Origin of the sequence: Bacillus sp. TL12 (assembly GCF_022625245.1) — a bacterium.
Lineage (GTDB): Bacteria > Bacillota > Bacilli > Bacillales > Bacillaceae_G > Bacillus_A.
Window position 1 is genome coordinate 1 of record NZ_JAJJBY010000012.1, and the last position, 23,711, is coordinate 23,711.

Consider the following 23,711-nt stretch of genomic DNA (forward strand, 5'->3'; position numbering starts at 1 on the left):
GTTGAGAAATCGGGCTTTTTTGTTTGGAGAAGGAAATGAGAACCTCTATAATATTTTGCAGTTATATAAATACATAATCCCTCAACTTCTTTTTTGGGCTATATAAATAAGCTTCATATATAAGAGATATAACATATGATTGGATAGAGTAATTAATCATAAGAGGTGATTTTTTTATGTATAATCAGTCAACGTATTTTCCGTATGTAGATTATAATCAAACAGCATATTATAACCCGCAAACTTTTGACTATGAAGCGTCTCATGAGTCAAGAGATGTAGAACTTGAGGAATATCGACCAGATGATGCAGAAGATGCTCCAACAGGGCCACCTCCATCACAAGCACCTTCTGTACCATCAACGTTTGCGGCTCCTGCACAAAGTGGTCATATAAGAACATGGATGTGTAATTGTTTGGGAAGATGGGGATACTTACGTTTACATCGCCCAGGGCCTTTTGGAAGAGATTTATGGTTTTTCCCGACTGAAGTGAGACGAAATGGGGTATCAGGATACACATGGCAAGGTGGACGTCGCCGAAAAGTAAGTTATAGATATCAACAAATTAGTAATTTTATGTGCTTTTCTTAGTGAAAAAACAAGCGATAAGAAGAACTCATCTTCTTATCGCTCGTTTTTTGAAATGAATTATTTTTCAATATATAAAGTAAGATTATAACGAAAAATTAACAAAATTCCCTCTTTTTATAAGTTATAATTCATATGTTGGAGTGAGTTTCACAAATAGAAGAGAGCGAGGGAGTACGATGTCTTTCAAAAACACGGTGGGCTACAAAATAGAAAATGGTATTCATTTAGCTTCTGCAGAGTTTAAAGAAGATGCTTATGAGATTTATAAAGAATCACGTAAATCACAACCTATTTTGTTCGTAAATCAGAGTGAACTTGGGACAGAATGGCTCATTACAAGATATGAAGATGCATTAGCGTTTTTAAAAGATTCTCGTTTAAAGAAAAACCCTGAAAATGTATTTGAAAAAGTAGAGGTTAATCCATTTCTTTCTGTAGACAATGGAGATTATTTAACGACTCATATGCTAAATTCGGATCCGCCTGATCATAATCGATTACGCTCATTAGTTCAGAAAGCATTTACTCCTAAGATGATTTCACAATTAGATGAACGTATTCAGCATATTGCGGATACTTTATTAGATCATGCCGAACAGAAACGCTCTTTAAACCTTGTTAATGACTATGCATTTCCATTGCCAATCAATGTAATCAGTGAAATGCTAGGGATTCCAAAAGAGGATCAAGAAAAATTTAGAGTGTGGTCTCATGCGGTAATTGATTCACCCGAAACCCCTGAAGAAATAAAGGAAACTGAAATGAAACTAGCAGAATTCATTACATATCTCCAATACTTGGTGGATATAAAGCGGAAAAATCCAAAAGAAGATTTGGTTAGTGCATTAATCCAAGCTGAAAGTGAAGGTAGTAAGTTAAGTGCCCAAGAACTTTATTCAATGATTATGTTACTAATTGTAGCTGGGCATGAAACGACTGTGAATCTAATTACCAATACAGTTTTGGCTTTACTGGAGAATCCAAGTCAACTACAGTTATTAGAAGAACAACCAGAGCTTATTGATTCGGCGATTGAAGAAGGATTACGTTATTATTCCCCTGTTGAAGTTACGACAGCACGCTGGGCAGCTGAACCTTTTATGATACATAGTCAAGAAATTCAAAAAGGGGATATGGTGACTATTTCATTAGCTTCAGCGAATCGTGATGAGAATGTTTTTGTAAATCCAGAGGTTTTTGATATTACAAGGAAAAATAACAGGCACATTGCTTTTGGACTGGGGAGTCATTTTTGTTTAGGAGCACCACTTGCCCGGCTAGAAGCAAAAATTGCAATTTCCACATTGCTAACCCGTATGCCAAACATCCAAATAAAAGGTGAGCGTGAAAAAGTGAAGTGGCAAGGTAATTATTTAATGCGTTCTTTAGAGGAATTACCATTGTCTTTCTAGAATAAATAAATTGAGACACGCATACATGTTTGGTGGTTTACATAGAGTATGTATGTGTGATTTTAAATTGAAACGGAAGGGTGAAGACATCCCAATGATCAACTAATTCTATTTTTTAAGAAATCTTCGTTATAGAACGAAATATTCTTCTGAATAGGATTAGTATGTACATTTTTATATGTAAAAGGGATGTATTTTCGCGCTGCGAATAGACCTGTCTTTTATGATATGATTGTGCTGCCTCCTATTTAGAATGCGGAATAGGGGGCTTTTTTATGTCAATGAATGTAGAAACAAAACCAAAGAGTAATATGTCTGTAGTATTAAAAAATCGATTTGTGCAAGCAATTATTGCTTCAGCATTATTTCTCCAGATTGGAATTTGGATCCGAAACTTTGCGGTACTGCTGTATGTAATGGACATGACGAATGGTGATGCGTTTGCCATTTCCATGATTTCAGTTGCGGAATTTGCACCAATTTTTATTTTTTCATTTATAGGAGGGACATTCGCGGATAGGTGGAAACCAAAAAGAACGATGATTTGGTGTGAAACTTTAAGTTCATTATCTGTATTTGCAGTACTTTTTACACTTATGTTTGGTACGTGGAAAGTTGTATTTTTTGTTACACTAATTTCTGCGATTCTTTCGCAATTTTCACAGCCTTCAGGCATGAAATTATTTAAACAACATCTATCTACAGAAGAAGTACAATTGGCGATGTCTTTATATCAAACCATTTTTGCAATTTTTATGGTATTAGGTCCTATACTTGGAACATTTATATTTCAAGCCTTCGGAATTTACACTTCTATTATTGTGACAGGTATTGCTTTTTTACTTGCGGCGTTAGTCTTGTTATTTCTGCCAAAAGATGCTGAAGAACAGGAAGAAAAGAAAAAAATGAGCATACTGCAAGAAATGGTAGATGGAATTAAATATGTAAAAGCAAAGAAAGCATTAACATTACTTGGTATTTGTTTTATGGCAGCAGGATTAGGAATTGGTCTCATTCAGCCACTAGGTATTTTTATCGTGACAGAACAATTAGGTCTATCAAAAGAAAGCTTACAATGGCTATTAACTGTAAATGGTGCTGGGATGATTATTGGTGGAGCTTTAGCAATGGTATTTGCGAAAAATATCGCTCCGCAAAAGATGTTAATTTTAGGGATGGTTGCACAGGCAATTGGTATTGGTATCATTGGATTTTCGACAAATTTATGGATCACACTTATCGCTCAGTTTTTCAGTGGTCTCGCTCTTCCTTGTATTCAAATCGGGATAAACACACTCATTATTCAAAATTCGGATACAGACTTTATTGGACGCGTAAATGGGATTTTGAGCCCTTTATTTACGGGTTCGATGGTATTAACGATGAGTATTGCCGGTTCATTAAAAGAAGTATTTTCACTTAGTACAATGTATGAAGGAACAGCATTACTATTTATTATTGGTTCCTTATTTATTTTGCCAATATACAATTTGAAACCAATAATAGAAACTTCAAATGAAGGTGGTGCTGTCCAGCATGAATCCTAATCCGAATGTGAAATTTCCTATTGAAGGAAACAAGAGTGTTCATTTTATTAAAAATACAATAACCAAACCAAATATTATTGTTGGAGATTATTCTTATTATGATTCGAAAAATGAAGAAACATTCGAAGATCAAGTGCTATACCACTATGAATTTTTTGGAGACCGATTGGTTATGGGGAAATTCTGTTGCATAGCACCTGGAGTTACATTTATTATGAATGGCGCAAACCATAGAATAGATGGATTTTCAGCATATCCATTTAATATTTTCGGTCATGGCTGGGAGAAATTCACACCTACACTTTCTGATTTACCGTTTAAAGGAGATACGGTAATCGGAAATGATGTATGGATTGGAATGGATGCGACGATTATGCCTGGAGTGAAGATAGGGGACGGAGCAATTATTGCTGCTAAAGCTGTTATAACAAAAGACATTCCACCATATACAATTGTTGGCGGTAATCCTGCTATTGAGATAAAAAAGCGATTTTCAAATGATGTAATAAGTGAATTGTTAGAGATGAAGTGGTGGGACTTGGACATTCAGACTATTTCTAACAATATTCATGTGATTGTAAGTGGAGATATAAGAGCTTTAAGAAAGATTGCTCTAAGCAAAAAAGTACGTCAAAAGTAAAAAACGGATCACCAAATGGTATCATACCTCACAAATTTGTTAATGATAAAAGAATAAGGAGGTGTGATACTTATGGCACAAGATGTTTTATGTGAAGTAAACAACTGTAAATATTGGGGTAATGGAAACAAATGTAATGCAGATGCAATTTATGTAGTGAGTCATAAAGGTAACAAAGCATCGAAAACGGAAGAAACTGATTGCAAAACATTCATTCCTGAAGCTTAAACGAGAAAGGGTAACCGTATGGGGTTGCCCTTTTATTAATTATATTATTGATAATAAATCTCATTTTCATTCATAGTTTTTTTCTTTTTCTGTTATTTTTTATATTTTTTTCATAAGAGATGTAATCCAAGCTAGCTCATGTTCAATACATGATTTTCTATGCTTTACGACCTCAGAAATAAAAAGTGATGTTTCAGCTAAAGATTGAATAGAGGTTAATTGTGTATGTAACACATTTTGACGAGTGGTTAAAACCTCATTACGAGCTTCGGAATCCAGTTTCTCAAAAAGTGCAACACGTACAAGAAATTCAGCATCATTAGTAGCTAGTTTTTCTGGGAACTCTCGCATCATTTCATAAAAGATTTCTTCACCGGTAGGAGTTAGTGCATAAATATTACGGTTTGGTTTACCTATTTGTTGATGAATCTTTTTTGTAATTGCTCCCATATCTTCAAAACGACGAAGAGCAGGATAGAGCATGTTATGATTCAATTCGAAATTTTCTCCAAGGCGATTTTGAATATTTTTCTTTATTTCATATCCATACTTTGGTCCAGAAGTTAATTCTGCAAGTAATAAAATATCAACATACATATGAATCCTCCTAATTTTCTCAAGTTTATATTTGTAACTATCTCCTTTATATATGTTAAAATAACATATGTTAGTCTATACATCTTTGAATTGCCTACCTATTACTTTTTATTTTAAAAGAAAAGGGAGGAAAGAACTATGAATTCGCCTGAAAATGTAATTTTGGTTCATGAAATTTCAAAGTTGAAAACAAAAGAAGAACTATGGAATCCTTACGAGTGGTATAAGCATATGAGGGAAAATCATCCGGTCTATTATGATGCGGAGCAGGATGTATGGAATGTTTTTTTATATGATGATGTGAACCGTGTTTTATCAGATTATCGCCTATTTTCAAGCAGAAGAGACCGTCGTCAATTTTCTGTCCCGCCTTTAGAAACAAGAGTAAATTTAAATTCTTCTGATCCTCCTGAACATCGAAATGTTCGCTCAATCGTTTCAAAGGCATTTACCCCAAGAAGTCTTCAACAGTGGCAGCCGCGGATACAAGCAATTGCAAATGAACTTGTACAAGATATGAATCATTATGGTGAAATTGATATTGTAGAGCAATTTGCAGCCCCTCTACCTGTAACCGTCATTTCTGATTTATTAGGTGTTCCAACAACAGATAGGAAAAAAATTAAGATGTGGTCAGATATTTTGTTCATGCCATATAGCAAAGAACAATTTAGCGATTTAGATACACAGAAAGAAGTTGCTTTACATGATTTTAAAGCCTATCTTTTGCCGATTGTTCAGGAAAAAAGATACTATTTGAAAGAAGATATTATTTCAGACTTAATCAAAGCAGAGTATGAGGGAGAAAGGTTGACTGACGATGAAATTGTTACATTTGCATTAGGACTTTTAGCCGCAGGGAATGAAACGACTACAAACCTTATTATTAATAGCTTTTATTGCTTTTTAGTAGATGCACCCCATGTATACAATGAGTTAAGTAACAATCTAGAGCTGATTCCTCAAGCGATAGAAGAGGTACTACGCTATCGTTTCCCTGTCACGTTAGCTCGTACTATAACGGAAGATACCACAATATTTGGACCAAAAATGAACAAAGGACAAATGATTGTTACATGGATCAGTGCTGCCAATTTAGATGAAAATAAATTCCTGCAAGCAGATCGCTTTGATTTACACCGACCTGGAAATGAAAAACATTTAACGTTTGGCAAAGGGCCACATTTTTGCTTAGGAGCACCGCTTGCTCGTTTAGAAGCTGAAATTGCATTAACTACGTTTATTAGCAATTTTAAAAGACTGGTGCTTTCTCCGTCCTTTCATCTGGAAAACTGTATATTAGAGAATGAACAAACGTTAAAAAAACTTCCTATTCTTTTAATGAATTAAAGCATATTTAAAAGCAAGTGAAAATTCCTGTTTAAGTAGGGATTTTTTACTTGCTTTTCATATTTATCTTACTGTTCTCTATAAATTTTTTAAACGACTTAAAAAATATTCCTTGACCTGAAACGCTTTTCATAAATTATAACTAAGTTGTGCTTAGCAAAGTAAATATGGAAACGATACCTAGTTTCAATATTTATGCCGCTATCTACGAACAGAAAATTTTCCACCTTAAACTTTAGTGAAGGCAAGTGAAGGAATCAACTGTCCGTAAAATCACGATACGTAAAAATTTATCCGAGCATGTTTATTTATAGAAAGTGGTGACGGAACAATGAAACTAATCGCAATTGATTTAGATGGAACTCTTCTTTCAGGAAATAAAATAATTAGTAAAGAAAATGCAGAAGCGATTCGAAAATGTCAGGAGCAGGGGCATGTAGTGGCGATTTGTACAGGGCGCTCTATTGTAGATATTGAGCGCCTACTACTGGAAGCTAATTTACAATGCCCTATTATCGCAGAAAATGGAGCTCTTATTTATGTGGATCAAAAAATGATGAAGAGATACCCAATTCGAAATACACAAGCACTCGAAATTGTCGAGTATCTAGAACGAAATCGTATGTATTATCAACTGTATACAGACAGGGGAGTATACGTTCCGGCATATGGTGAAGAGAGCGTGAATCATGAAATAGAATGGATAAAAAAGTCAAACAAAGATATTAATCAAGATGAGCTTGAAACTATTGCAGCGTTGTACCTTGAGCATACAGCGTTTCATATAATAAAAAGTTGTAAATCAATATTAGAAGAAGAGATTTTTGTGCATAAACTTTTACCATTTTCCTATGATATTGAGAAATTAAAAAAGTTAAAAATGCATTTTCAACATAATACAGAGCTAGCAATTACTGCTTCATATTGGCATAATGTAGAGATTAATCATTGTGACGCTCAAAAGGGCAATGGTTTATATACTTTAGCGGAACATCTTAATATTCCAGTAGAAAATACTGTTGCAATAGGTGACGGTCTAAATGATATTTCTATGATGGAAAAGGCAAAGATATCTATCGCAATGGGAAATGCAGTAGACGAAATGAAGCAGATTTGTGATTATGAAACACTGTCGAATGAAGAACATGGAGTGGCACATGCTCTTTATCAATATGTCATGGTAAAAAAATAAAAAAGAATCCATCAAGGATTCTTTTTTATTTTTTATTAGGGGTAAGGTATTCTATGAGATTCATAGAATACCTTATTACTTTTCATTTTATAGAATATATTGGAATAATTGTATATGTTTTTAAAAATGTTTATGAATATTTTGTGAATATTTCAATTTTAATATATTGATATGAAAGGAATTATAGAATGTTGGGAATGTTTTTTTATTGAAAAATAAAATTTATTTGAATAATTATGCTCTTGCTATATACCTATGAGAACATTATTCGTATAATGGAGAAGCGTGAGTAAAAAATGGTATTAATTTTACATATAGAGGTGGAAAGAGAATGAATGCTCGGCTATTGGAACTCATTGACGTGAACACAATAGAAACCATGGCAGAACAATTTTATAAATTAACAAATATTTCACATCAACTTCTTGATCAAAATATGGAATGTATTTTTTCATTTGGTATGAATCGAGAAAAAAATATAGAACTTACAAAGATTGAAATTCCGTTTTTTTTATATGAGCAACATCTTGGATCATTTGTTGCTTGTTCAATAAAAAAGGACATCCGTACTTGTCAAAAATACTTCGAAATGCTTTCAAACCTCATTGTAGATAGTGCAATGGATAAACTTCAAAATCAAACAAAAAATATACATTTACTTTCTAAAAAAGAAGAACAGTTACATACAATCTTACAAAATATGCCCATTATGGTTGATGCTCTTGATAAAGATGGAAATTTTATATTATGGAACCGGGAATGTGAGCTTGTAACAGGTTATGCTGCAGAAGAGATTATTGAAAATCCAAAAGCACTTGAATTGCTATATCCGGATGAAAGTTATCGCAGACACATTCAAAAGAAATTTTCGGTGCGTGGAAAAAGTTTTCGAGATTGGGAAATGAAATTAACATGCAAAAATGGAGAAATAAAAACAATCATGTGGTCAAACATCTCAGAACATTTTCCAGTACCTGGTTATAGTTATTGGGCAGTTGGAGTTGATATTACGCATCGAAAAGGAATTGAAGAACAATTAAAGCAACAAACATCTGAGCTAGAGCTTATTTTCAAAGCATTACCTGATTTGTGTTTTTTAACCGAGGCTGATGGAACAATTATAGATTATAAAGCTGGTTCACCATCTAAGTTTTACGTACCTGCTGAATCGTTTATGGGGAAAAAGTTTTATGAAGTCTTGCCATCACCTGTAGCACAGCAATTTCGAGAAGCGATTCACCAAGTACAACAAAAAGAATCTACAGTTATTGTTGAATATCCGTTAACACTTAAAGGGAGTATTAGTTTCTTTGAAGCTAGGTGTTTATCACTTTTACAAGATAAGATTATGATAATTGTTCGAGATATTACTGAGCGGAAAAAGACTGAAGAGTTATTGAATAAATCAGATACACTTGCAGCAATTGGACAGTTAGCTGCTGGGGTAGCACATGAAGTTCGAAATCCACTGACAGTGATTAAAGGATTTATTCAACTCTTTCAAATTAATCAAGAAGATCAAGATAAATATTTCGATCTTATGCTGTCAGAAATTGAGCGAATTGAATCTATCCTTCATGAGTTTTTATCAATTGCAAAGACTGATGTCATTCCAACTGAAAAGAAAAATATTTGTTCGATATTAAGAAATGTCGTTTCGTTAATTAATACAAAGGCAATCATGACCAATATTCAAATTGATCTGCATATAGAATTAAAGGAATTAATAATAGATTGCTGTGAAAATCAATTAAAACAAGTTTTTATTAATATTTTGCAAAACTCAATTGAAGCTATGCCAGATGGAGGGAAAATCTCCATTTCTGTGAAAAAATCAGAATGTAAGGAAGTTATTATTAATATAGTGGATGAGGGCGTAGGAATCCCTGAAGAAAGAATAAAAAGGCTTGGTGAACCTTTTTATAGTACGAAAGAAAAAGGAACTGGCATTGGGTTAATGCTCAGTTATAAAATTATTGAAAGTCATCAAGGAAGAATTAGTATTATGAGTGAGGTAGGAGTAGGAACATCCGTTACTATTTATTTACCTATGTTTCAAAGTGAGCAAGGTACTTCTCATTCAGCTATGCCATCTATAACCGGGTCTTTATAATAGAGATTAATTTCCATTTCACATAGAGTAGCAGCAAAGAAAAGAAGCTATCTTACTACCTTGTAAGATAGCTTCTTTTTTTGATTAGCCAGCGAATTGTACTGCAATTTTGGCATGTAAAAAAGCAGTGTCAAATACAGGGATAGAAAGATCTTGTTGTGAAATGAGTAACGGTATTTCTGTACATCCTAATAAAATTCCTTCTGCCCCGTTTTTAATGAGATTTTGAATAATTTGTAAGAAATGGTCTTTGGATTGCTTTGAAATAATACCTTTACTTAATTCGTGGAGAATGACATGATGAATGAAATTTCGTTCATCTTCTTCGGGAATAATTGTTTCAATACCATAATTAGCTAGTCTCGTTTTATAAAAATCTTGTTCCATTGTTTGTTTTGTTCCAAGCAAACCAATCCGTTTCACATTATGTTCAACAATTTCTTCAGCGCTTACATCGCCAATATGAAGAAGTGGGATAGAGATTGCTTTTTCTACTTCTTCCGCAAATTGGTGTACTGTATTTGAACACATAAGTATACAATCTGCACCGGAGTGTTCTACTTTTTGAGCTACTTGAACGAGTTGATTTTGCACTTCTTCATATTGTTGATTTTGTAATAAATTTGTCACTTCACCAAAATCCATGCTATAAAGAACAAGCTTCGCATTATGATTATACTGAGATAAAGTTAGCGTATTAATATGTTTATAATAAAGAGATGTTGATTCCCAGCTTAATCCACCAATTAATCCGATTACTTTCATGTTCAATTCCTCCCGTTAGCTCGCTTTGTTACATCAATTATTCCATAATTCCGATAAGAATACAATGTTTTATTCATCCCGCACTAACGGGCAGTAATACTCCCACCTCAAAATTCGGCGGGAGCAAAGAAGTTAGGTGGGAGATAAACTGCCCGTAAAGGCCCGATTGGTTCAACTAATAATCAGTGGGGGATGAGGAAACCCCCCACTGATTAAAGTTTCACTTTATCTATTTTACACAAAAGTGGAAATAGTAAGAAAAATATTAAAATTAATTTACGTTAATGAAATAATACAAATTACAAACGAATACTTATCCAGAGAGGTGGAGGGAACGGCCCGATGAAACCTCAGCAACTCCTATTTATTCATACAAATAGGAAGGTGCTAATTCCACAAAGGACATATTGTCTTTTGAAAGATAAGGGAATCATATATTTCATATACAAATGGCCTCTTATAACAGAGGTCATTTTTTATTAGGGAGAAAGGAAGTGAATGTTCATAATTCAATGATTTTTCACATAGGACTAATAGAAACTAACTAGAATGAGAGGAGAATTCATATGAACAAATTATCTACAAAATTAGTCGTAGCAATTGGGATCGGTTCTGCAATATATGGTGTATTAGGTTTATGGGGACTTTCAATTGCCCCAAACACATTTATAAAACCTGCTCTGGTTATATTAACAATTTTTGGTGCAATTTTCGGTCCATTTGCAGGACTTTTGATTGGTCTTATTGGTCATACAGTAACAGATACTATCGCTGGATGGGGAATATGGTGGGGATGGGTACTTAGCTCAGGCATTATTGGATATACGATGGGACTTGTACAAAAACGAGCAAGTTTCAGTGTGAAAAATGGAACATTCCATAATCGAGATATTACATATTTTGCTGTAACAGGTTTACTTGGGATTGTTATTGCAATTATATTTGCAGGCGCTTTCGATATTATCGTGATGGGAGAGCCTTTAGATAAAATTGTTATTCAAGTATTTGGTGCAACGATTGCAGATGCCCTTGTTTTCTTAATCCTTGGTTTACCAATTACACTTGGATTAGCGAAAGCAAATAAAAAACATACACATTTAAAAATTGAAAAGTAGGGATAGCACAATGAAGCCGATTATTTCCTTTGAACAATTTACATTTCAATATCAACAAGTGACAGAACCTACTTTAAAGAATATTACACTCCATATTTATCCAGGTGAAAAAGTATTGATTGCTGGTCGAAGTGGATCAGGAAAATCTACATTGGCCCATTGTATAAATGGGCTAATCCCTTTTTCCTATGAGGGATCAAGTACTGGGAACATTTCAATATGTGGTAAGGATCCACGAAAAAGTAGTATTTTTGAGCAAAGTAAGCTTGTAGGAACTATTTTGCAAGATCAAGATTCCCAGTTTATTGGGTTAACTGTAGGGGAAGATGTTGCATTTTCGTTAGAAAATGATTGCGTAGAACAGAAAAAAATGAAGGCTGTTGTTATGGACTCTTTGCAGAAAGTTCAGATGCATACATTTCATTCACGAAGCCCACATGAATTATCTGGTGGCCAAAAACAAACTGTTTCTCTTGCTGGTCTACTAACGACAGATGCCGACATATTACTATTCGATGAGCCATTAGCAAATTTAGACCCAATAAGTAGTTTAAAAACAGTAGAACTTATTCAAAATGTACATCAACAATTAAATAAAACAATCGTTATTATTGAGCATAGAATAGAGGAGATATTAAAATTAGACCTAGATAAAATCATATTAATAGACGACGGAGAAATTGTAGCAATCGATTCACCAAAAAGGATTTTACAAACAAACATGCTACAAGAAATAGGATTAAGAGAACCTGTATATATTGAAGCATTAAAAAACATAAAAATGAATATTTTAGATGAAGAATTATATCCAATTGGAAGTTTAAATCATGAGAGGTTGAATAAAGCGGTTAAGCAATGGATGTTAAATTCTACTACGTGTAAAAAACAACAAAAAAAAGAAATCCTATGTAAAATAGAAAACATTTCATTTTCATATTCTCACAATGGTTTTACATTGAGGGACCTAACACTCTCCATACAAAGAGGAGAAATTGTAGCATTATTAGGACATAATGGTGCAGGTAAATCTACATTTGCACATTTATTAACTGGAATGAACAAAGCACAGAAAGGAAAAATTGTACTTGATAATGATAATATAACTTCATGGTCTATTCGGAAGCGTGGAGAAGTGATATCTTACGTTATGCAAAATCCTAATCACATGATTACACAATCTATTGTTTGGGATGAGGTTGCTTTTTCATTAAAATTACAGAAGGCTTCTAGCTCAGAAATACATAAACGAGTGGAAGAGGCGTTGCAAATTTGCGGGCTATATCCATTTCGAAATTGGCCGATTCAAGTGTTAAGCTACGGGCAAAAAAAGAGGCTTACCATTGCATCAGTTTTAACAATGAATCCGAAGCTCATCATCTTAGACGAGCCAACTGCAGGACAAGATTATTTTCATTATAAACAATTTATGTCTTGTATAAGTGTATTAGCAACACAAGGAATATCATTTATCTTTATTACACATGATATGAACTTAGCTTTAGAATATACAGACCGTGCAGTTGTTCTTCATCAAGGAAGAATACTTGCTGATGATACTGTTCTAATCGTATTAGCAAATAGCGAAGTATTGCAGCAAGCTAATTTACAGGAAAGTTCGCTAACTACATTGGCAAAATTGAGTAAATTCCCTTTTCCAGAAGTTTTTGTACAAATGTATATGGAGAAAAAAAGGAGGGGGGATTATGAGTAAATCAGGTTTATTCTATATAGAAAATCATACATATTTTCATCGTATGGACGGCGCAATTAAGTTGTTGTTATTTATAATCTGGATGACTCTTACATTCATATTTTTTGATTTTCGTATTTTATTATGCTTGTTTTTCGTTGGTTGTTTTGGGTTAGTGATCGCTAAAATCCCGGTAAAAAAAGTTGTAATTATATTTAGTGTCATTTTCACATTTAGTATGTTAAATTCAGCGATGATTTTATTGATTACACCAACCCATGGATCTGAGATAACTGGTACAAGTACAGCATTCTTGCATGTTGGATACGCTACTATTACATTCGAAACGCTTTTTTATGCTCTTACGCTTTCGTTAAAATATTTTACGTTATTACCATTTACACTTATTTTTATATACACGACACATCCAAGTGAGTTTGCTAGCAGCCTATATAAAATTGGTTTACCGTATAAGATTGCCTATGCAATAAACATTGCACTCCGTTACATACCGAATATACAAGCGGAATACAAATTGATTAAACAGGCTCAAGAAGCAAGAGGTGTACCATTTGAAAGAGGAGAAGCGAATTTTTGGGAACGTATTAAAAACCGGGTACTCATTTTTGGGCCACTTGTTACTCAATCTTTAGAGCGAATCGATACCGTTTCAAATGCGATGGATTTACGAGGATTCGGAAAAAAAGAGAAACGAACATGGTATTTTACAACAAAGGCAAAACAAGAGGACTATATAGGGCTCATTATTGGTATTATAATTTTATTACTTGCCATTTATTTGAAATTAAATGTTTTCAAAGGGTTTTGGTATCCATTGTAAGTTTCTCAATGTTATTCGGATAAAATTTAGGCACTCGCGGAGTGCTTTTTTTAATTTATCCAAGACATGCTCCAAAATTACATAGATACATACTGTATAATACGAACCCGTTAATAAACGATCAATTATCCATTGGTTTTATACTAAAAGGAGGAGAAAATATGAGTCACGGTGGTTCTTGCGGTTTTGGCGGAGGATTTGCTTTATTAGTTGTTTTATTTATTTTATTAATTATTGTTGGATGCAGCTGCTGGGGCGGAGGGTATTAAAAAACAAACGATTTTTTAATCATTCGTCGCAGAATTATAGAATCAGAAAAACTATTAAAGATACTTTTTTCGTATCTTTACAAGATTCAACATGAAAAAGGAGCTATCATGCTCCTTTTTCCAATAGAAATTTTCTAGAGTTTTGATTTTTTTGTGTACCGGTGATTGATTCTGATTGAGTTTTACAAATAAAAAACTTAATACATACATAAAGAGTGGTACAGCTATGCTAATCAATGAAAAATGAAATAGGGACGGCTGTGATTTAAATCAAAATTGTACTGAAATCAATTTTTAGTATGCATCATTTTGGAAGATACTTTTTTTCTTGAAAAAGAGTTAGGGATGATTTTAGATTGTTGAGGTGATTACATACATGCCAATGTTGGATGTGGACAGTAGTAGTCTATATTATATCGTTAAGGGAAAAGGGGTTCCTATTGTTTTTATTCATCCCCCTGTACTTACTTGTGTGAATTTTGAGTACCAAATCGAGGAATTATCCCAAAATTTCAAGGTAATTGCTTTTGATATTAGAGGGCACGGAAGGAGTCAGTATTCAAAACAACCGATAACTTATCCATTGATTGCTGAAGACATTAGATGTTTGTTGGATCATTTGGAGATTAAAAAAGCATTTGTATGTGGATATTCGACTGAAAGCTCTATCGCATTAGAATTTTTATTGACTTTTGCTGAAAGAGCGTTAGGGGGGATGTCAGAAGTTAGGGGTGGATATCTAAAGAATAAGATTTCACTTGGCGTGAAACTTGCGAAATTGGGAGCAGTTTCATTTTTAGCATGGTCTATTTCATGGGGCAATTCAAATACACATAAATTGTTCAAAAAGATGTTTAAAGAAGCACGAAAAGGGAATGCCAAAAATATCTGGCAATATTATCGTTATAGTTTGCATTATAATTGTACGAATCAGCTCGGGAATATCCAGCTTCCGGTTCTGTTAGTTTATGGTCATAAAGATAAGGTATTTTATAGTCATGCGAAATTACTGCATGGAAAATTGCCATGTAATGAATTAAAATTCATTGATAACGTAAAGCATCAAATTCCTACAAAAGCAGCAAAATGTTTAAATGAAATGATTCAGCAGTTTGTTTTTATTCATACCGATATGAGACTTTTTCCATACTCATAGAGATGAATGGATATTAAGGTTTTTATATAACTAATTTATGCAAAATCTTATAAAAGCATAGCTAATTTTTATATAAGGGAAAACAAAAAGGAGCATAGGAGCTCCTTTTAAATCAAGATTTTATTTTATTAAGCAACCTCATTATTTTGTGGAAATGTAATCGTTAAAGTCGTTCCTTTATTAACAATACTCTTTATACTTAAAGTGCCGTTCATCGTTTCAATGATTTTCACTGCAACCATCGTACCTAAACCGGTTCCTTTTGTTTTTGTGCTAAAATACGGTTCGCCAAATCGATTTATTTGTTCTGGCGTCATACCAATTCCACTATCCTTAATAACAATCGTAACTTTGTTTTCAAAAACCGATGATTGAACACGAAGTTTCCCGCCATCTGGCATTGCTTCAATGCTATTTTTTACCAAGTTTAAAAAGCATTGTTGAAAATGCTGTGTATTCCCAATAATGGATCCTGTTACTAATTCTTCAGAAACATTTATAGAATTCATATTACATAATGGCATCATCATACTTATTACTCTTTTTAATTCTTGATCTATTATAATGTTATCAACTTTTTGTGATGCAGGCTTAGCGAATGTTAAGTAATCATCAATGATAACTTGTGCACGGTTTAACTCTCCCAGAATATGTTCAATATATTGTTCTCGTGACTCTTGTGATAAATCTGGTGTTTTAAGGAGCTGAGTAAATCCTTTTACTACAGTAAGAGGATTTCTAACTTCATGCGAAATACTTGCAGCAAGTTGACTCACAATCTCCATTTTCTCCATTTTTACTAATTTGGATCTCATCATAAAGGCATCTCTTAAAACTTCATTCATATATACAACAAATAACATGATAATCGGGGGCAGTATAATAAAATAAATAATATATGGCTGTGTAATTGGAAAATCCGATGAAATTACAGCGATAAATGTTGTAAGTAAAGCAAGGGAAAAAGGTAAAAATATTGACATAATGAGTTTCTTTCTTCTATTTAATTGATTAAATTTAGAAGAGGCAAGAGCGGTGAAAATTAGCATTACAATATAAACAATAACAGTTAAAAAGTTCACACCATAAAAAACAAATCGAATTAATAACATGATAGTTAATAAAGCAATTCCAACCGGTAAGCCACCATAAAGTGTACCTATGAAAAATGGAATTTGTCTTAAATCATGAACACAATTTTCATCGATATATATAGGGTATCTCATACATAAAATTAACGGTATACTCGTGCAGATTACAATAAGGGTTTTTTTGTATTTTTTGAAAAACATCCCGTTATCATATATAAAATAAAAAACAAAGACGCTACTTAAAATGTAAAGCAAATTATTTAATACGTTTTGATTGATGTATATAAAATTCATCTAGCATGCCTCATTATTGTAGTTTTCAATACTAATAAGTATTATACAGAAAAAATGTAATTTCTTCATTATTAATTATTTTACTACAATGAGAAGGTCTGTTACGAGTAAATCCCTATGCTAAATAAAACTCTTTCACTTGCGTATAGCGTTGATTTTTTTCAATACCGAAGTAAATATTCGCTGAATCTTACTGATCTAACACTGCAAATACTCTACCAAGTCTTACAAGCCAATCGAAATCTTGATATTCCTTTAATTGAAAAGGGACATCATCTAAATGAATTGTTATCGGAATTTCGTTCATTTTACACCTCTTATTCTATATAATTAGATTAAAAATTGATATATTCGAGAGTAATGCTGAAAGTCCTGTTTTGATTCATAAAAAAGATAGCTTATAAACTTAGATTATGAGTATAAAAGGAGGAAGAGATGGATAAAGAAATAATCATTGAATCGTATAATTTAAATTGGCATACGGAATTTTCGAAAGAGAAAGAGAAATTTATCGCATTACTAGAAAAGGACATCTTAGAGATTGAACATATTGGAAGTACGTCAGTAGAAGGATTAGACGCGAAACCGCTTATTGATATGATGATAGGTGTTAAAGATTTAAAAGTAGTTGATCATTGGATAGAACCTATGCAAACAATAGGATATGAATATGTATTTCATAAACATTTTCCACAGAGACGTTTTTTTAGAAAAGGGAAATGGAGAGCAGGTACACATCATTTACACGTCTATACGTATGGTGGTCAAGAGTGGAAGAACAATTTATTATTCCGTGATTTTATGAGAAATCATGAATGGGCACGTATGGAATATAAACAATTAAAACAAGAGCTTGCCATGAAGTATCCATTTGATCGAGTGGCGTATACAAATGAAAAATCTCCATATATTGAGAAGATTATTTCGTTAGCAGAAGAAGCATTAGATTAAATTATTTAAATATAATCTCGTATTTATTTGTCAATCAGTAAGAGATTTCCGCGGTTTGTTAATAGAAATCTCTTACTCCAAAATAAGATTTGTTCAATGATCTGTATACATCATCCATCCATTTTCTGATCGCTTTGCTTTAAATTTACCGTAAGATAAAAGCTTCATCGCTGAACGTATAGCTGTGTAGAAGACTAAGATTCCGATCCACTCATCTTCCATTTCACTAGGATAATGCGCGGACTGATGAGCATAATAAGCAGCCATGATACAAGGGACTACTTGCTCCGGATCAAATTCATATGCAGTTGCATCATCGATAATTAAATCAATAATACGTTGGTTTCTATCTTTAACCTCTCTCTGAATTAATTTGTTAACTGCTTCTGGTACTAACTTTGATATTTCATTTTTCATTACAGTCACCTCATACTTTATCATGTCCAAATAGTGTGGAAAGATATTGAACGCATTGTGTTAAATTGGGTGAAATTCGAACCTTAATTGCGCAGGCTGAAAGAAGCTTACATCTAACGTATAAGCTTCTTGAATTAATTTTATTCTGTTTCTAGTAATAAAAATCGCTTCTTCCATCAGTAATTGGACTCAAGCAGTAACCACCAATGGAAGAGAGATAATCATACAAAATCCGAGGTAGTAAGTATTCTTGATGAGCCCAAAAAAGGGAATGCCACGTACTCGTTATTTTTTGACAAACGATATCAATGAAAATTATTAGAAATGAAAAAGCCCAGGAGAAATCCAGGTTTTTTTCATTTGTTCTTCGGTCTTTCAGCACGAAGAACAGCGTCATTCGTTGGTGTGTTAGGTACAAAATTACCATGGCTGTCGATGCTGTGTGCTTCTTTATCGTATTGTCCGTTGGCATTACGCTTCTTTGTTGTAAACGGGTTTTGATTGTGTCCCATGATTGTCACCTCCAATAAACGTAGTATGCACCAACAAGTAAGTGTTTTGCCAAAAAGAAATTTCATAAAAAGTGGAAAATAGTTATAAACCTCATCGATCGACTCATAGTGCATTAGACAAAAGAGATTAAAACGATGAACAAAACATACACTTTTTGTATTCATTAAAAGAAATGAATAATTTTTTTATGAAGGAATCCTACTGCAAAAGATAGTAGGTAACAAATTTTCTTATTTTATAAAATAAGAAAATTCACTAAAATCCCCAATAATACGAGACTATACATACGAAAATAATCTGTATGAAATAGTTCCTTTTGTACAAAATAGGTACGAACGTTAATAAGAGGGGGATAAATGATGACGAATCGGAATGATAATCGAAAGCGTAAAGATCAACATCTGAATAATCTAAAAAACGATACTGAATTTTCAAAAGATGTGAATATTAGAAGTGAAGTAACAAAAAAAGATTTAAACAAATAATGTTTTAATTGAGACTAATTATTCAGATTAACGCAGTATCTAAGTAGTCTTGACTACAAAGAAAATGAAAAGATGTACAGGGTGATATGAACTCGTACATCTTTTCATTTTTGGTTAATCTGGTCACAACGTTTTCTTGATTCAAATTCTACATTGTTGCTATTCTAAATTTCATTTACCGTATTTTTACAACAATAAAATATATTCAATTCAATTAATTGTCAGTCATGAATTAGAAATAACTATTATATTTCAATTCATTCTAATTCAAAAGAGTATGCATGAAAAAGTTGTAGTATGGAATTATATTGCGTAAAGGGTTTATCAAATATTATTGAACAGTAGAATGGGGAATTTTATCATGAAACTAACACCAGAGCAACGGATTCAATTACATGGATTCAATAACCTTACAAAATCATTAAGTTTTAACATGTATGATATTTGCTATACAAAAACAAAAAAGGAACGAGAAGCTTATATAGAATACATAGATGAACAATATAATGCAGACAGATTAACTAAGATATTGAAAAATGTCTCGGATATTATAGGAGCACATGTATTGAATATTGCTAAACAAGACTATGTACCACAAGGCGCAAGCGTAACTATATTAGTATCAGAAGGCCCAGTGGTAGAAGTGCCAACTGAATCATTCACTGAATCTCCTGGACCTCTTCCAGATTCAGTTGTCATGCAGTTAGATAAAAGTCATATTACAGTACATACGTATCCTGAATATCATCCGAATGAGGGTATCAGCACTTTTCGAGCAGATATTGATGTAGCTACATGCGGTGAAATCTCACCTCTTAAAGCGTTAAATTATCTAATTCACTCATTTGATACAGATATTATGACAATTGATTATCGTGTTAGAGGCTTTACAAGAGATATAACAGGTAACAAATTATTTATCGATCACGAAATAAGTTCTATCCAAAATTACATTCCAAATAACGTGAAAAATCTCTATGATATGATTGATGTTAATGTCTATCAAGAACATATTTTCCATACAAAATGTAAACTAAAAGAATTTGATTTGAACAACTATCTATTTGGATATACCCAAGAAAAGTTACCCGAAAAAGAACGTGAGGAGATTACAAAAAAATTAAAAATGGAAATGGATGAAATATTTTACGGAAAAAACATGAATCATGGCTTAATTGAAGAGGGCTTGAATGATAATGCTTCTCCGGAAAATACAAACAACTTCTAAGTCCATTTAGCAATTAATTATGGAATCTTAAAAAGGAAAAGCCTTGCTAATAAGACTTTTCCTTTTGGCTAACTTTTGAACGAGAAGAGGAAGTTAAGAATGTTTTAAAGGTATATTCATTTACATAATCCTCATTATTTGTAGTAAATCTTTGAAACACTCATAAAATAAACACTTATTTTCCAGCATATACTTTTGGGCAATCCGCTTGTGTTGGCTGATAGAAACAATGTTCCTTGAATTGTCCTGCTAATGTCTGATTCCACCAAACGGGCGGACAATTTCCTGTAGGATTAAAAAACCAGAGAGAATTAGTTGCGGGATGCCCTCTCCAATATTCCAGGCATTTTCTTGCCAGTTCCTTATCAGTTTCTCTTGCACGTTGATAAAAATATCCTTTTGTTACAGCCTCGAATGAATAACTTCCGCCTTGTTGTTGATACACCATTTGCCCAATATTTGTAATCCCTTTAAAGTCTAAACAATTACACATCACTCTGTTCACACCGACATTTCCAACATCCAGCATCCCTTGTTGGCCTTCGCCTTCTGCTTCTGCTCTTATTAGACGAGCTAACAAGTCCACATCAGTTTCTGTGTACGAGATTCGCATGAATATCCCCCCATTCTTTTTATAAATATATGTAAAAAGAATAAAAAACACGAATTAAAGTTTGTGCAAAACAGGCAATTTCACGCACCGTATTTATATAAAAATAAAATAATCAAAATTAACAAGCATATATAAACAGCCTATTTCTGCGCATATCAATTCTTCGTATAGTTAATGTTTTGTATTTTTTATTACAATAGTTGCTACATATAGAAGATTTGCATAAACTAAAATTAGAACAACTGTTTGGTTTCTCGTAAAGCAAAACTAATACAGAGTTAAGTTTATTGCGTTTTAACTTATAGTTATTATGGTTGAATCAAAAGGAAGGGCAAAAAATAGTTATTGAAGTTCTGAATATTAAAATGTAATATAAAAAAGCAGGTTTATTAATAAATGTATTTAGAATAAAGGTTAGTGTAGGTGATAAGGGGAAAAGAGGTAAGAACTATATATAGAATTCGAAATTTAAAGTAATGAAAGTAGTATACAGTTTCACTGTAACAGTCACATGGAGGTTCCAGGAATGGGAAATGAAAGTAGGTTTCAAGAAAAACAACAATCACGTCGAATGCGCGGTGTTGTTAATATTGGATTAAGTTTAGTATTACTGACAGTCAGCATGGTATCTTATCAGTTATTTTTTACTGATCAAACAAAAGGAAAAGAGCGTTCAGAAGAAAAGAAAGTAGCACAATATGCATCTGAAGAGGCGAAAAACAAAAAAATAGAGGAACAAAAAACAAAACAATCCGAAAAAGATGTAGCAAAAGAACAAATAAACAATGAGATTGAAAAACAAAAATTAATAGAACAGCAAAATCAAGAAACAGAAAGCTTGAAAGAAAAAGAAAAACAGAACAACGAAAATCAAGTAAAAAAACAAGAAGAACAAAAGAATAATAAAGTCGAAGAGCAGAAGGTTAATGAAGAAGTAATAAATAAAAATCAATCGGACAAAAATGCAGATCAAATAGAACAAAAAAAGCAATGGGAACCAATTGGTACAGAACAAGGGACAAAGCCTGCTATGCAATTTCAAGAGGGAACGACAGATTGGAATGAGATGAAAAAGGCAATTTCCTATGCTGTTAATGTTCCTGAATCACAACTCATTTATGATTTCATCGGAAATAATGGAACAAATAAAGCATATGGAAATGTGCGAGATAAGCAAAGCAATAAAAAATATAAAGTATATATTGATTGGGTTGAAAACAAAGGGTGGAAACCAGTATCAGTTCAGGCTGTAAAATAAGTATACCGGCAAATGCATCATAAAATTAGAAAATGTAAAAAAGACTCTCCCGAATGGAGAGTCTTTTTTACATTTTCTATATCTCTACTGTTCATTTATGTAGTTTTCTTTTCGTTTATCAAATACGAACAGGTTAAGTTCTTCAGTGTCATTAGGCAATCGAATCAATCGTTCAAACTGCAATCCTACTTTTTTAAGAAGCTTAGCTGAGGCATAATTGTCTTGGGTAGTAATCCCTACAATACGATTTAACCCTAGCTTATCTTTCCCATATATCATTACCGCTGAAGCTGCTTCATAGGCGTATCCTTTTTCCCAGTACTTTGGGAGAAAAGCGAATCCAATATCAACATCTTCCAAGGAATCTCTTTTTACAAGACCACAAATTCCGATTGGAACATGATCCTCTTTTCGCTCTACTAAAAAAAGACAGAAACCAAATTGTTCATACATGTGAATTGGTCCATTCAAAATATAGTCTCTTGCATCTTCTAGGGTTCTTACACCGCGATCTCCTATAAATCGTAGCCAAGAGGGATCATTCAAAAGCTCAAGGATAAACGCTGCATCTTCGGTTGTTTGTAGGCGAAGAGTAAGCCGCTCTGTTTCGAGAATATTCAAAAGAAATACACCATCCTTTCAGTAATATATAATTATATCTTATCTAAATTAGAAGCGGAATAAGAATATCATTGCCATTATGTTTATCATAGTTTTATCACAAGCAAAAATCACTAATTAAAACAAGTAAGTTATAAAATCAAAATCTCTCTTGATTAGTAAATGTTGAAATGGTGATACTTATAAATATTGAATGTGAATGAAAAAGGAATGAGACTATGATTTTTATTTACACTGATTTCGGTGGAACCCATACAACTTCACTTGCAGCAGCATACCATTTAAATAAACTCCCCACTGATCGAAAACTGACTAAAGAAGAAATTTTAAATGTAGACTATTTCAATAAACTCAAAACTTCAGATATGGGAAAATTAATTTTTCGAGGGCGAGACGAGGGAGGAAATCCAGTTTACACAATAGGACACGGAACAGAAAAGTTAGTCGTTCCAGCAATGAAGAACTTAGGAGAGATCCTTCAACAGCAATATCAAAATAAGGAAAAAATCATTTTTTCAAATACATCACCAACAGTTCCACTTCCCATGACATTTGGAGGATTATTTTCAAGAAGGTTACATATTGATTTTATTGGTGTACCACTACTCGTATGGGGAGCAAAATTGTGTTGCGATAATATCCAACGACTTGTTAGTTATACAAAAGAAGCTGGTAGAATGACTAACGATTCTGTTGTTATTTTAGAAAACGAGACTTTCAAATAAAAAATGC

General features: G+C 32.9%; 25 protein-coding genes and 1 riboswitch. Of the genes, 18 read left to right on the top strand and 7 right to left on the bottom strand.

The annotated features are described in order from the left end of the window. The first annotated feature begins 176 nt into the window (after positions 1-176). The 5 genes from LOK41_RS13240 (at position 177) to LOK41_RS13260 (ending at position 4,420) form a co-directional block, all read left to right on the top strand. Positions 177-593 (top strand): hypothetical protein, encoded by a 417-nt coding sequence (locus tag LOK41_RS13240; protein ID WP_174099881.1) that lies wholly within the window; start codon positions 177-179, stop codon positions 591-593. 176 nt (positions 594-769) lie between these two features. Continuing rightward, positions 770-2,005 (top strand): cytochrome P450 family protein, encoded by a 1,236-nt coding sequence (locus tag LOK41_RS13245; protein ID WP_241816920.1) that lies wholly within the window; start codon positions 770-772, stop codon positions 2,003-2,005. 275 nt (positions 2,006-2,280) lie between these two features. Next, complete coding sequence (locus tag LOK41_RS13250) at positions 2,281-3,552, top strand: MFS transporter (protein ID WP_241816921.1); 1,272 nt, start codon at positions 2,281-2,283, stop codon at positions 3,550-3,552. Then, a complete protein-coding gene (locus tag LOK41_RS13255; RefSeq protein ID WP_241816922.1) occupies positions 3,542-4,192 on the top strand; it encodes a Vat family streptogramin A O-acetyltransferase in 651 nt (216 codons plus the stop codon). The genes LOK41_RS13250 and LOK41_RS13255 overlap by 11 nt, the downstream gene beginning before the upstream one ends. Positions 4,193-4,264: 72 nt before the next feature. Beyond that, on the top strand, positions 4,265-4,420 hold the full coding sequence (locus LOK41_RS13260) for a DUF1540 domain-containing protein (RefSeq protein WP_174099877.1): 156 nt from the start codon (positions 4,265-4,267) through the stop codon (positions 4,418-4,420). A 99-nt stretch (positions 4,421-4,519) separates the two neighbouring features. On the opposite strand, the gene LOK41_RS13265 is transcribed toward LOK41_RS13260, so the two are convergent. Beyond that, positions 4,520-5,017, bottom strand: coding sequence for a PadR family transcriptional regulator (locus tag LOK41_RS13265; RefSeq protein WP_241816923.1), 498 nt, complete (start codon positions 5,015-5,017; stop codon positions 4,520-4,522). Between the two features lie 138 nt (positions 5,018-5,155). Here LOK41_RS13265 and LOK41_RS13270 point away from each other — a divergent pair, with 138 nt between their 5' ends. The 3 genes from LOK41_RS13270 (at position 5,156) to LOK41_RS13280 (ending at position 9,672) form a co-directional block, all read left to right on the top strand. Next, on the top strand, positions 5,156-6,367 hold the full coding sequence (locus tag LOK41_RS13270) for a cytochrome P450 (RefSeq protein WP_241816924.1): 1,212 nt from the start codon (positions 5,156-5,158) through the stop codon (positions 6,365-6,367). Positions 6,368-6,698: 331 nt separating this feature from the next. Beyond that, on the top strand, positions 6,699-7,559 hold the full coding sequence (locus LOK41_RS13275) for a Cof-type HAD-IIB family hydrolase (RefSeq protein WP_241816925.1): 861 nt from the start codon (positions 6,699-6,701) through the stop codon (positions 7,557-7,559). Positions 7,560-7,890: 331 nt separating this feature from the next. Continuing rightward, complete coding sequence (locus tag LOK41_RS13280; protein WP_241816926.1) at positions 7,891-9,672, top strand: PAS domain-containing sensor histidine kinase; 1,782 nt, start codon at positions 7,891-7,893, stop codon at positions 9,670-9,672. A gap of 84 nt (positions 9,673-9,756) precedes the next feature. Here LOK41_RS13280 and LOK41_RS13285 read toward each other — a convergent pair whose 3' ends face one another. Beyond that, a complete protein-coding gene (locus LOK41_RS13285) occupies positions 9,757-10,437 on the bottom strand; it encodes an aspartate/glutamate racemase family protein (protein WP_174099868.1) in 681 nt (226 codons plus the stop codon). A 310-nt stretch (positions 10,438-10,747) separates the two neighbouring features. Further along, positions 10,748-10,865, top strand: a riboswitch (SAM riboswitch). A gap of 138 nt (positions 10,866-11,003) precedes the next feature. Between LOK41_RS13285 and LOK41_RS13290 the strand changes: the two genes are divergently transcribed. From LOK41_RS13290 to LOK41_RS13310, 5 genes are all read left to right on the top strand, one after another. Next, positions 11,004-11,552 (top strand): ECF-type riboflavin transporter substrate-binding protein, encoded by a 549-nt coding sequence (locus LOK41_RS13290; protein WP_241816928.1) that lies wholly within the window; start codon positions 11,004-11,006, stop codon positions 11,550-11,552. Positions 11,553-11,562: 10 nt separating this feature from the next. Further along, a complete protein-coding gene (locus LOK41_RS13295) occupies positions 11,563-13,263 on the top strand; it encodes an ABC transporter ATP-binding protein (protein ID WP_241816929.1) in 1,701 nt (566 codons plus the stop codon). After that, positions 13,256-14,083: an energy-coupling factor transporter transmembrane component T family protein gene (locus tag LOK41_RS13300; protein WP_241816931.1), complete on the top strand. Its 828-nt coding sequence runs from the start codon at positions 13,256-13,258 to the stop codon at positions 14,081-14,083. Before LOK41_RS13295 ends, LOK41_RS13300 begins: the two co-directional genes overlap by 8 nt. 161 nt (positions 14,084-14,244) lie before the next feature. Continuing rightward, positions 14,245-14,352, top strand: coding sequence for a YjcZ family sporulation protein (locus LOK41_RS13305; protein ID WP_088229366.1), 108 nt, complete (start codon positions 14,245-14,247; stop codon positions 14,350-14,352). Between the two features lie 376 nt (positions 14,353-14,728). Next, entirely contained in the window at positions 14,729-15,508 is a 780-nt protein-coding gene (locus tag LOK41_RS13310) for an alpha/beta fold hydrolase (RefSeq protein ID WP_241816933.1), read from the top strand. A 128-nt stretch (positions 15,509-15,636) separates the two neighbouring features. Here LOK41_RS13310 and LOK41_RS13315 read toward each other — a convergent pair whose 3' ends face one another. Continuing rightward, positions 15,637-16,893: a sensor histidine kinase gene (locus tag LOK41_RS13315; protein ID WP_241816934.1), complete on the bottom strand. Its 1,257-nt coding sequence runs from the start codon at positions 16,891-16,893 to the stop codon at positions 15,637-15,639. Between the two features lie 435 nt (positions 16,894-17,328). On the opposite strand from LOK41_RS13315, the gene LOK41_RS13320 reads away from it, so the two are divergent. Beyond that, positions 17,329-17,844: a GrpB family protein gene (locus LOK41_RS13320; RefSeq protein ID WP_241816935.1), complete on the top strand. Its 516-nt coding sequence runs from the start codon at positions 17,329-17,331 to the stop codon at positions 17,842-17,844. Positions 17,845-17,937: 93 nt separating this feature from the next. Here the strand turns inward: LOK41_RS13320 and LOK41_RS13325 are convergent, their stop codons facing one another. Together LOK41_RS13325 and LOK41_RS13330 are read right to left on the bottom strand one after the other, a co-directional pair. After that, positions 17,938-18,261 (bottom strand): hypothetical protein, encoded by a 324-nt coding sequence (locus LOK41_RS13325; protein WP_241817090.1) that lies wholly within the window; start codon positions 18,259-18,261, stop codon positions 17,938-17,940. Positions 18,262-18,617: 356 nt separating this feature from the next. Next, positions 18,618-18,773, bottom strand: coding sequence for a hypothetical protein (locus tag LOK41_RS13330; RefSeq protein ID WP_174099851.1), 156 nt, complete (start codon positions 18,771-18,773; stop codon positions 18,618-18,620). 360 nt (positions 18,774-19,133) lie between these two features. Here LOK41_RS13330 and LOK41_RS28965 point away from each other — a divergent pair, with 360 nt between their 5' ends. Together LOK41_RS28965 and speD are read left to right on the top strand one after the other, a co-directional pair. Further along, a complete protein-coding gene (locus tag LOK41_RS28965) occupies positions 19,134-19,259 on the top strand; it encodes a hypothetical protein (protein ID WP_277818617.1) in 126 nt (41 codons plus the stop codon). A gap of 361 nt (positions 19,260-19,620) precedes the next feature. Continuing rightward, positions 19,621-20,487, top strand: a complete 867-nt coding sequence (gene speD / locus LOK41_RS13335; RefSeq protein WP_241816937.1) for an adenosylmethionine decarboxylase — start codon at positions 19,621-19,623, stop codon at positions 20,485-20,487. A 175-nt stretch (positions 20,488-20,662) separates the two neighbouring features. On the opposite strand, the gene LOK41_RS13340 is transcribed toward speD, so the two are convergent. Next, positions 20,663-21,100 carry a cell wall hydrolase gene (locus LOK41_RS13340; RefSeq protein ID WP_174099847.1) on the bottom strand — a complete coding sequence of 146 codons (438 nt, stop codon included), beginning with the start codon at positions 21,098-21,100 and terminating at the stop codon, positions 20,663-20,665. A 526-nt stretch (positions 21,101-21,626) separates the two neighbouring features. Here LOK41_RS13340 and LOK41_RS13345 point away from each other — a divergent pair. Beyond that, positions 21,627-22,358, top strand: a complete 732-nt coding sequence (locus LOK41_RS13345) for a YrrS family protein (protein WP_241816938.1) — start codon at positions 21,627-21,629, stop codon at positions 22,356-22,358. 84 nt (positions 22,359-22,442) lie between these two features. On the opposite strand, the gene LOK41_RS13350 is transcribed toward LOK41_RS13345, so the two are convergent. Then, the gene (locus tag LOK41_RS13350) at positions 22,443-22,979 is read right to left on the bottom strand and encodes a GNAT family N-acetyltransferase (protein ID WP_241816940.1); all 537 of its coding nucleotides are present in this window, start codon (positions 22,977-22,979) and stop codon (positions 22,443-22,445) included. Between the two features lie 218 nt (positions 22,980-23,197). On the opposite strand from LOK41_RS13350, the gene LOK41_RS13355 reads away from it, so the two are divergent. Then, on the top strand, positions 23,198-23,704 hold the full coding sequence (locus LOK41_RS13355; RefSeq protein ID WP_241816941.1) for a DUF3189 family protein: 507 nt from the start codon (positions 23,198-23,200) through the stop codon (positions 23,702-23,704). Positions 23,705-23,711 lie beyond the last annotated feature (7 nt).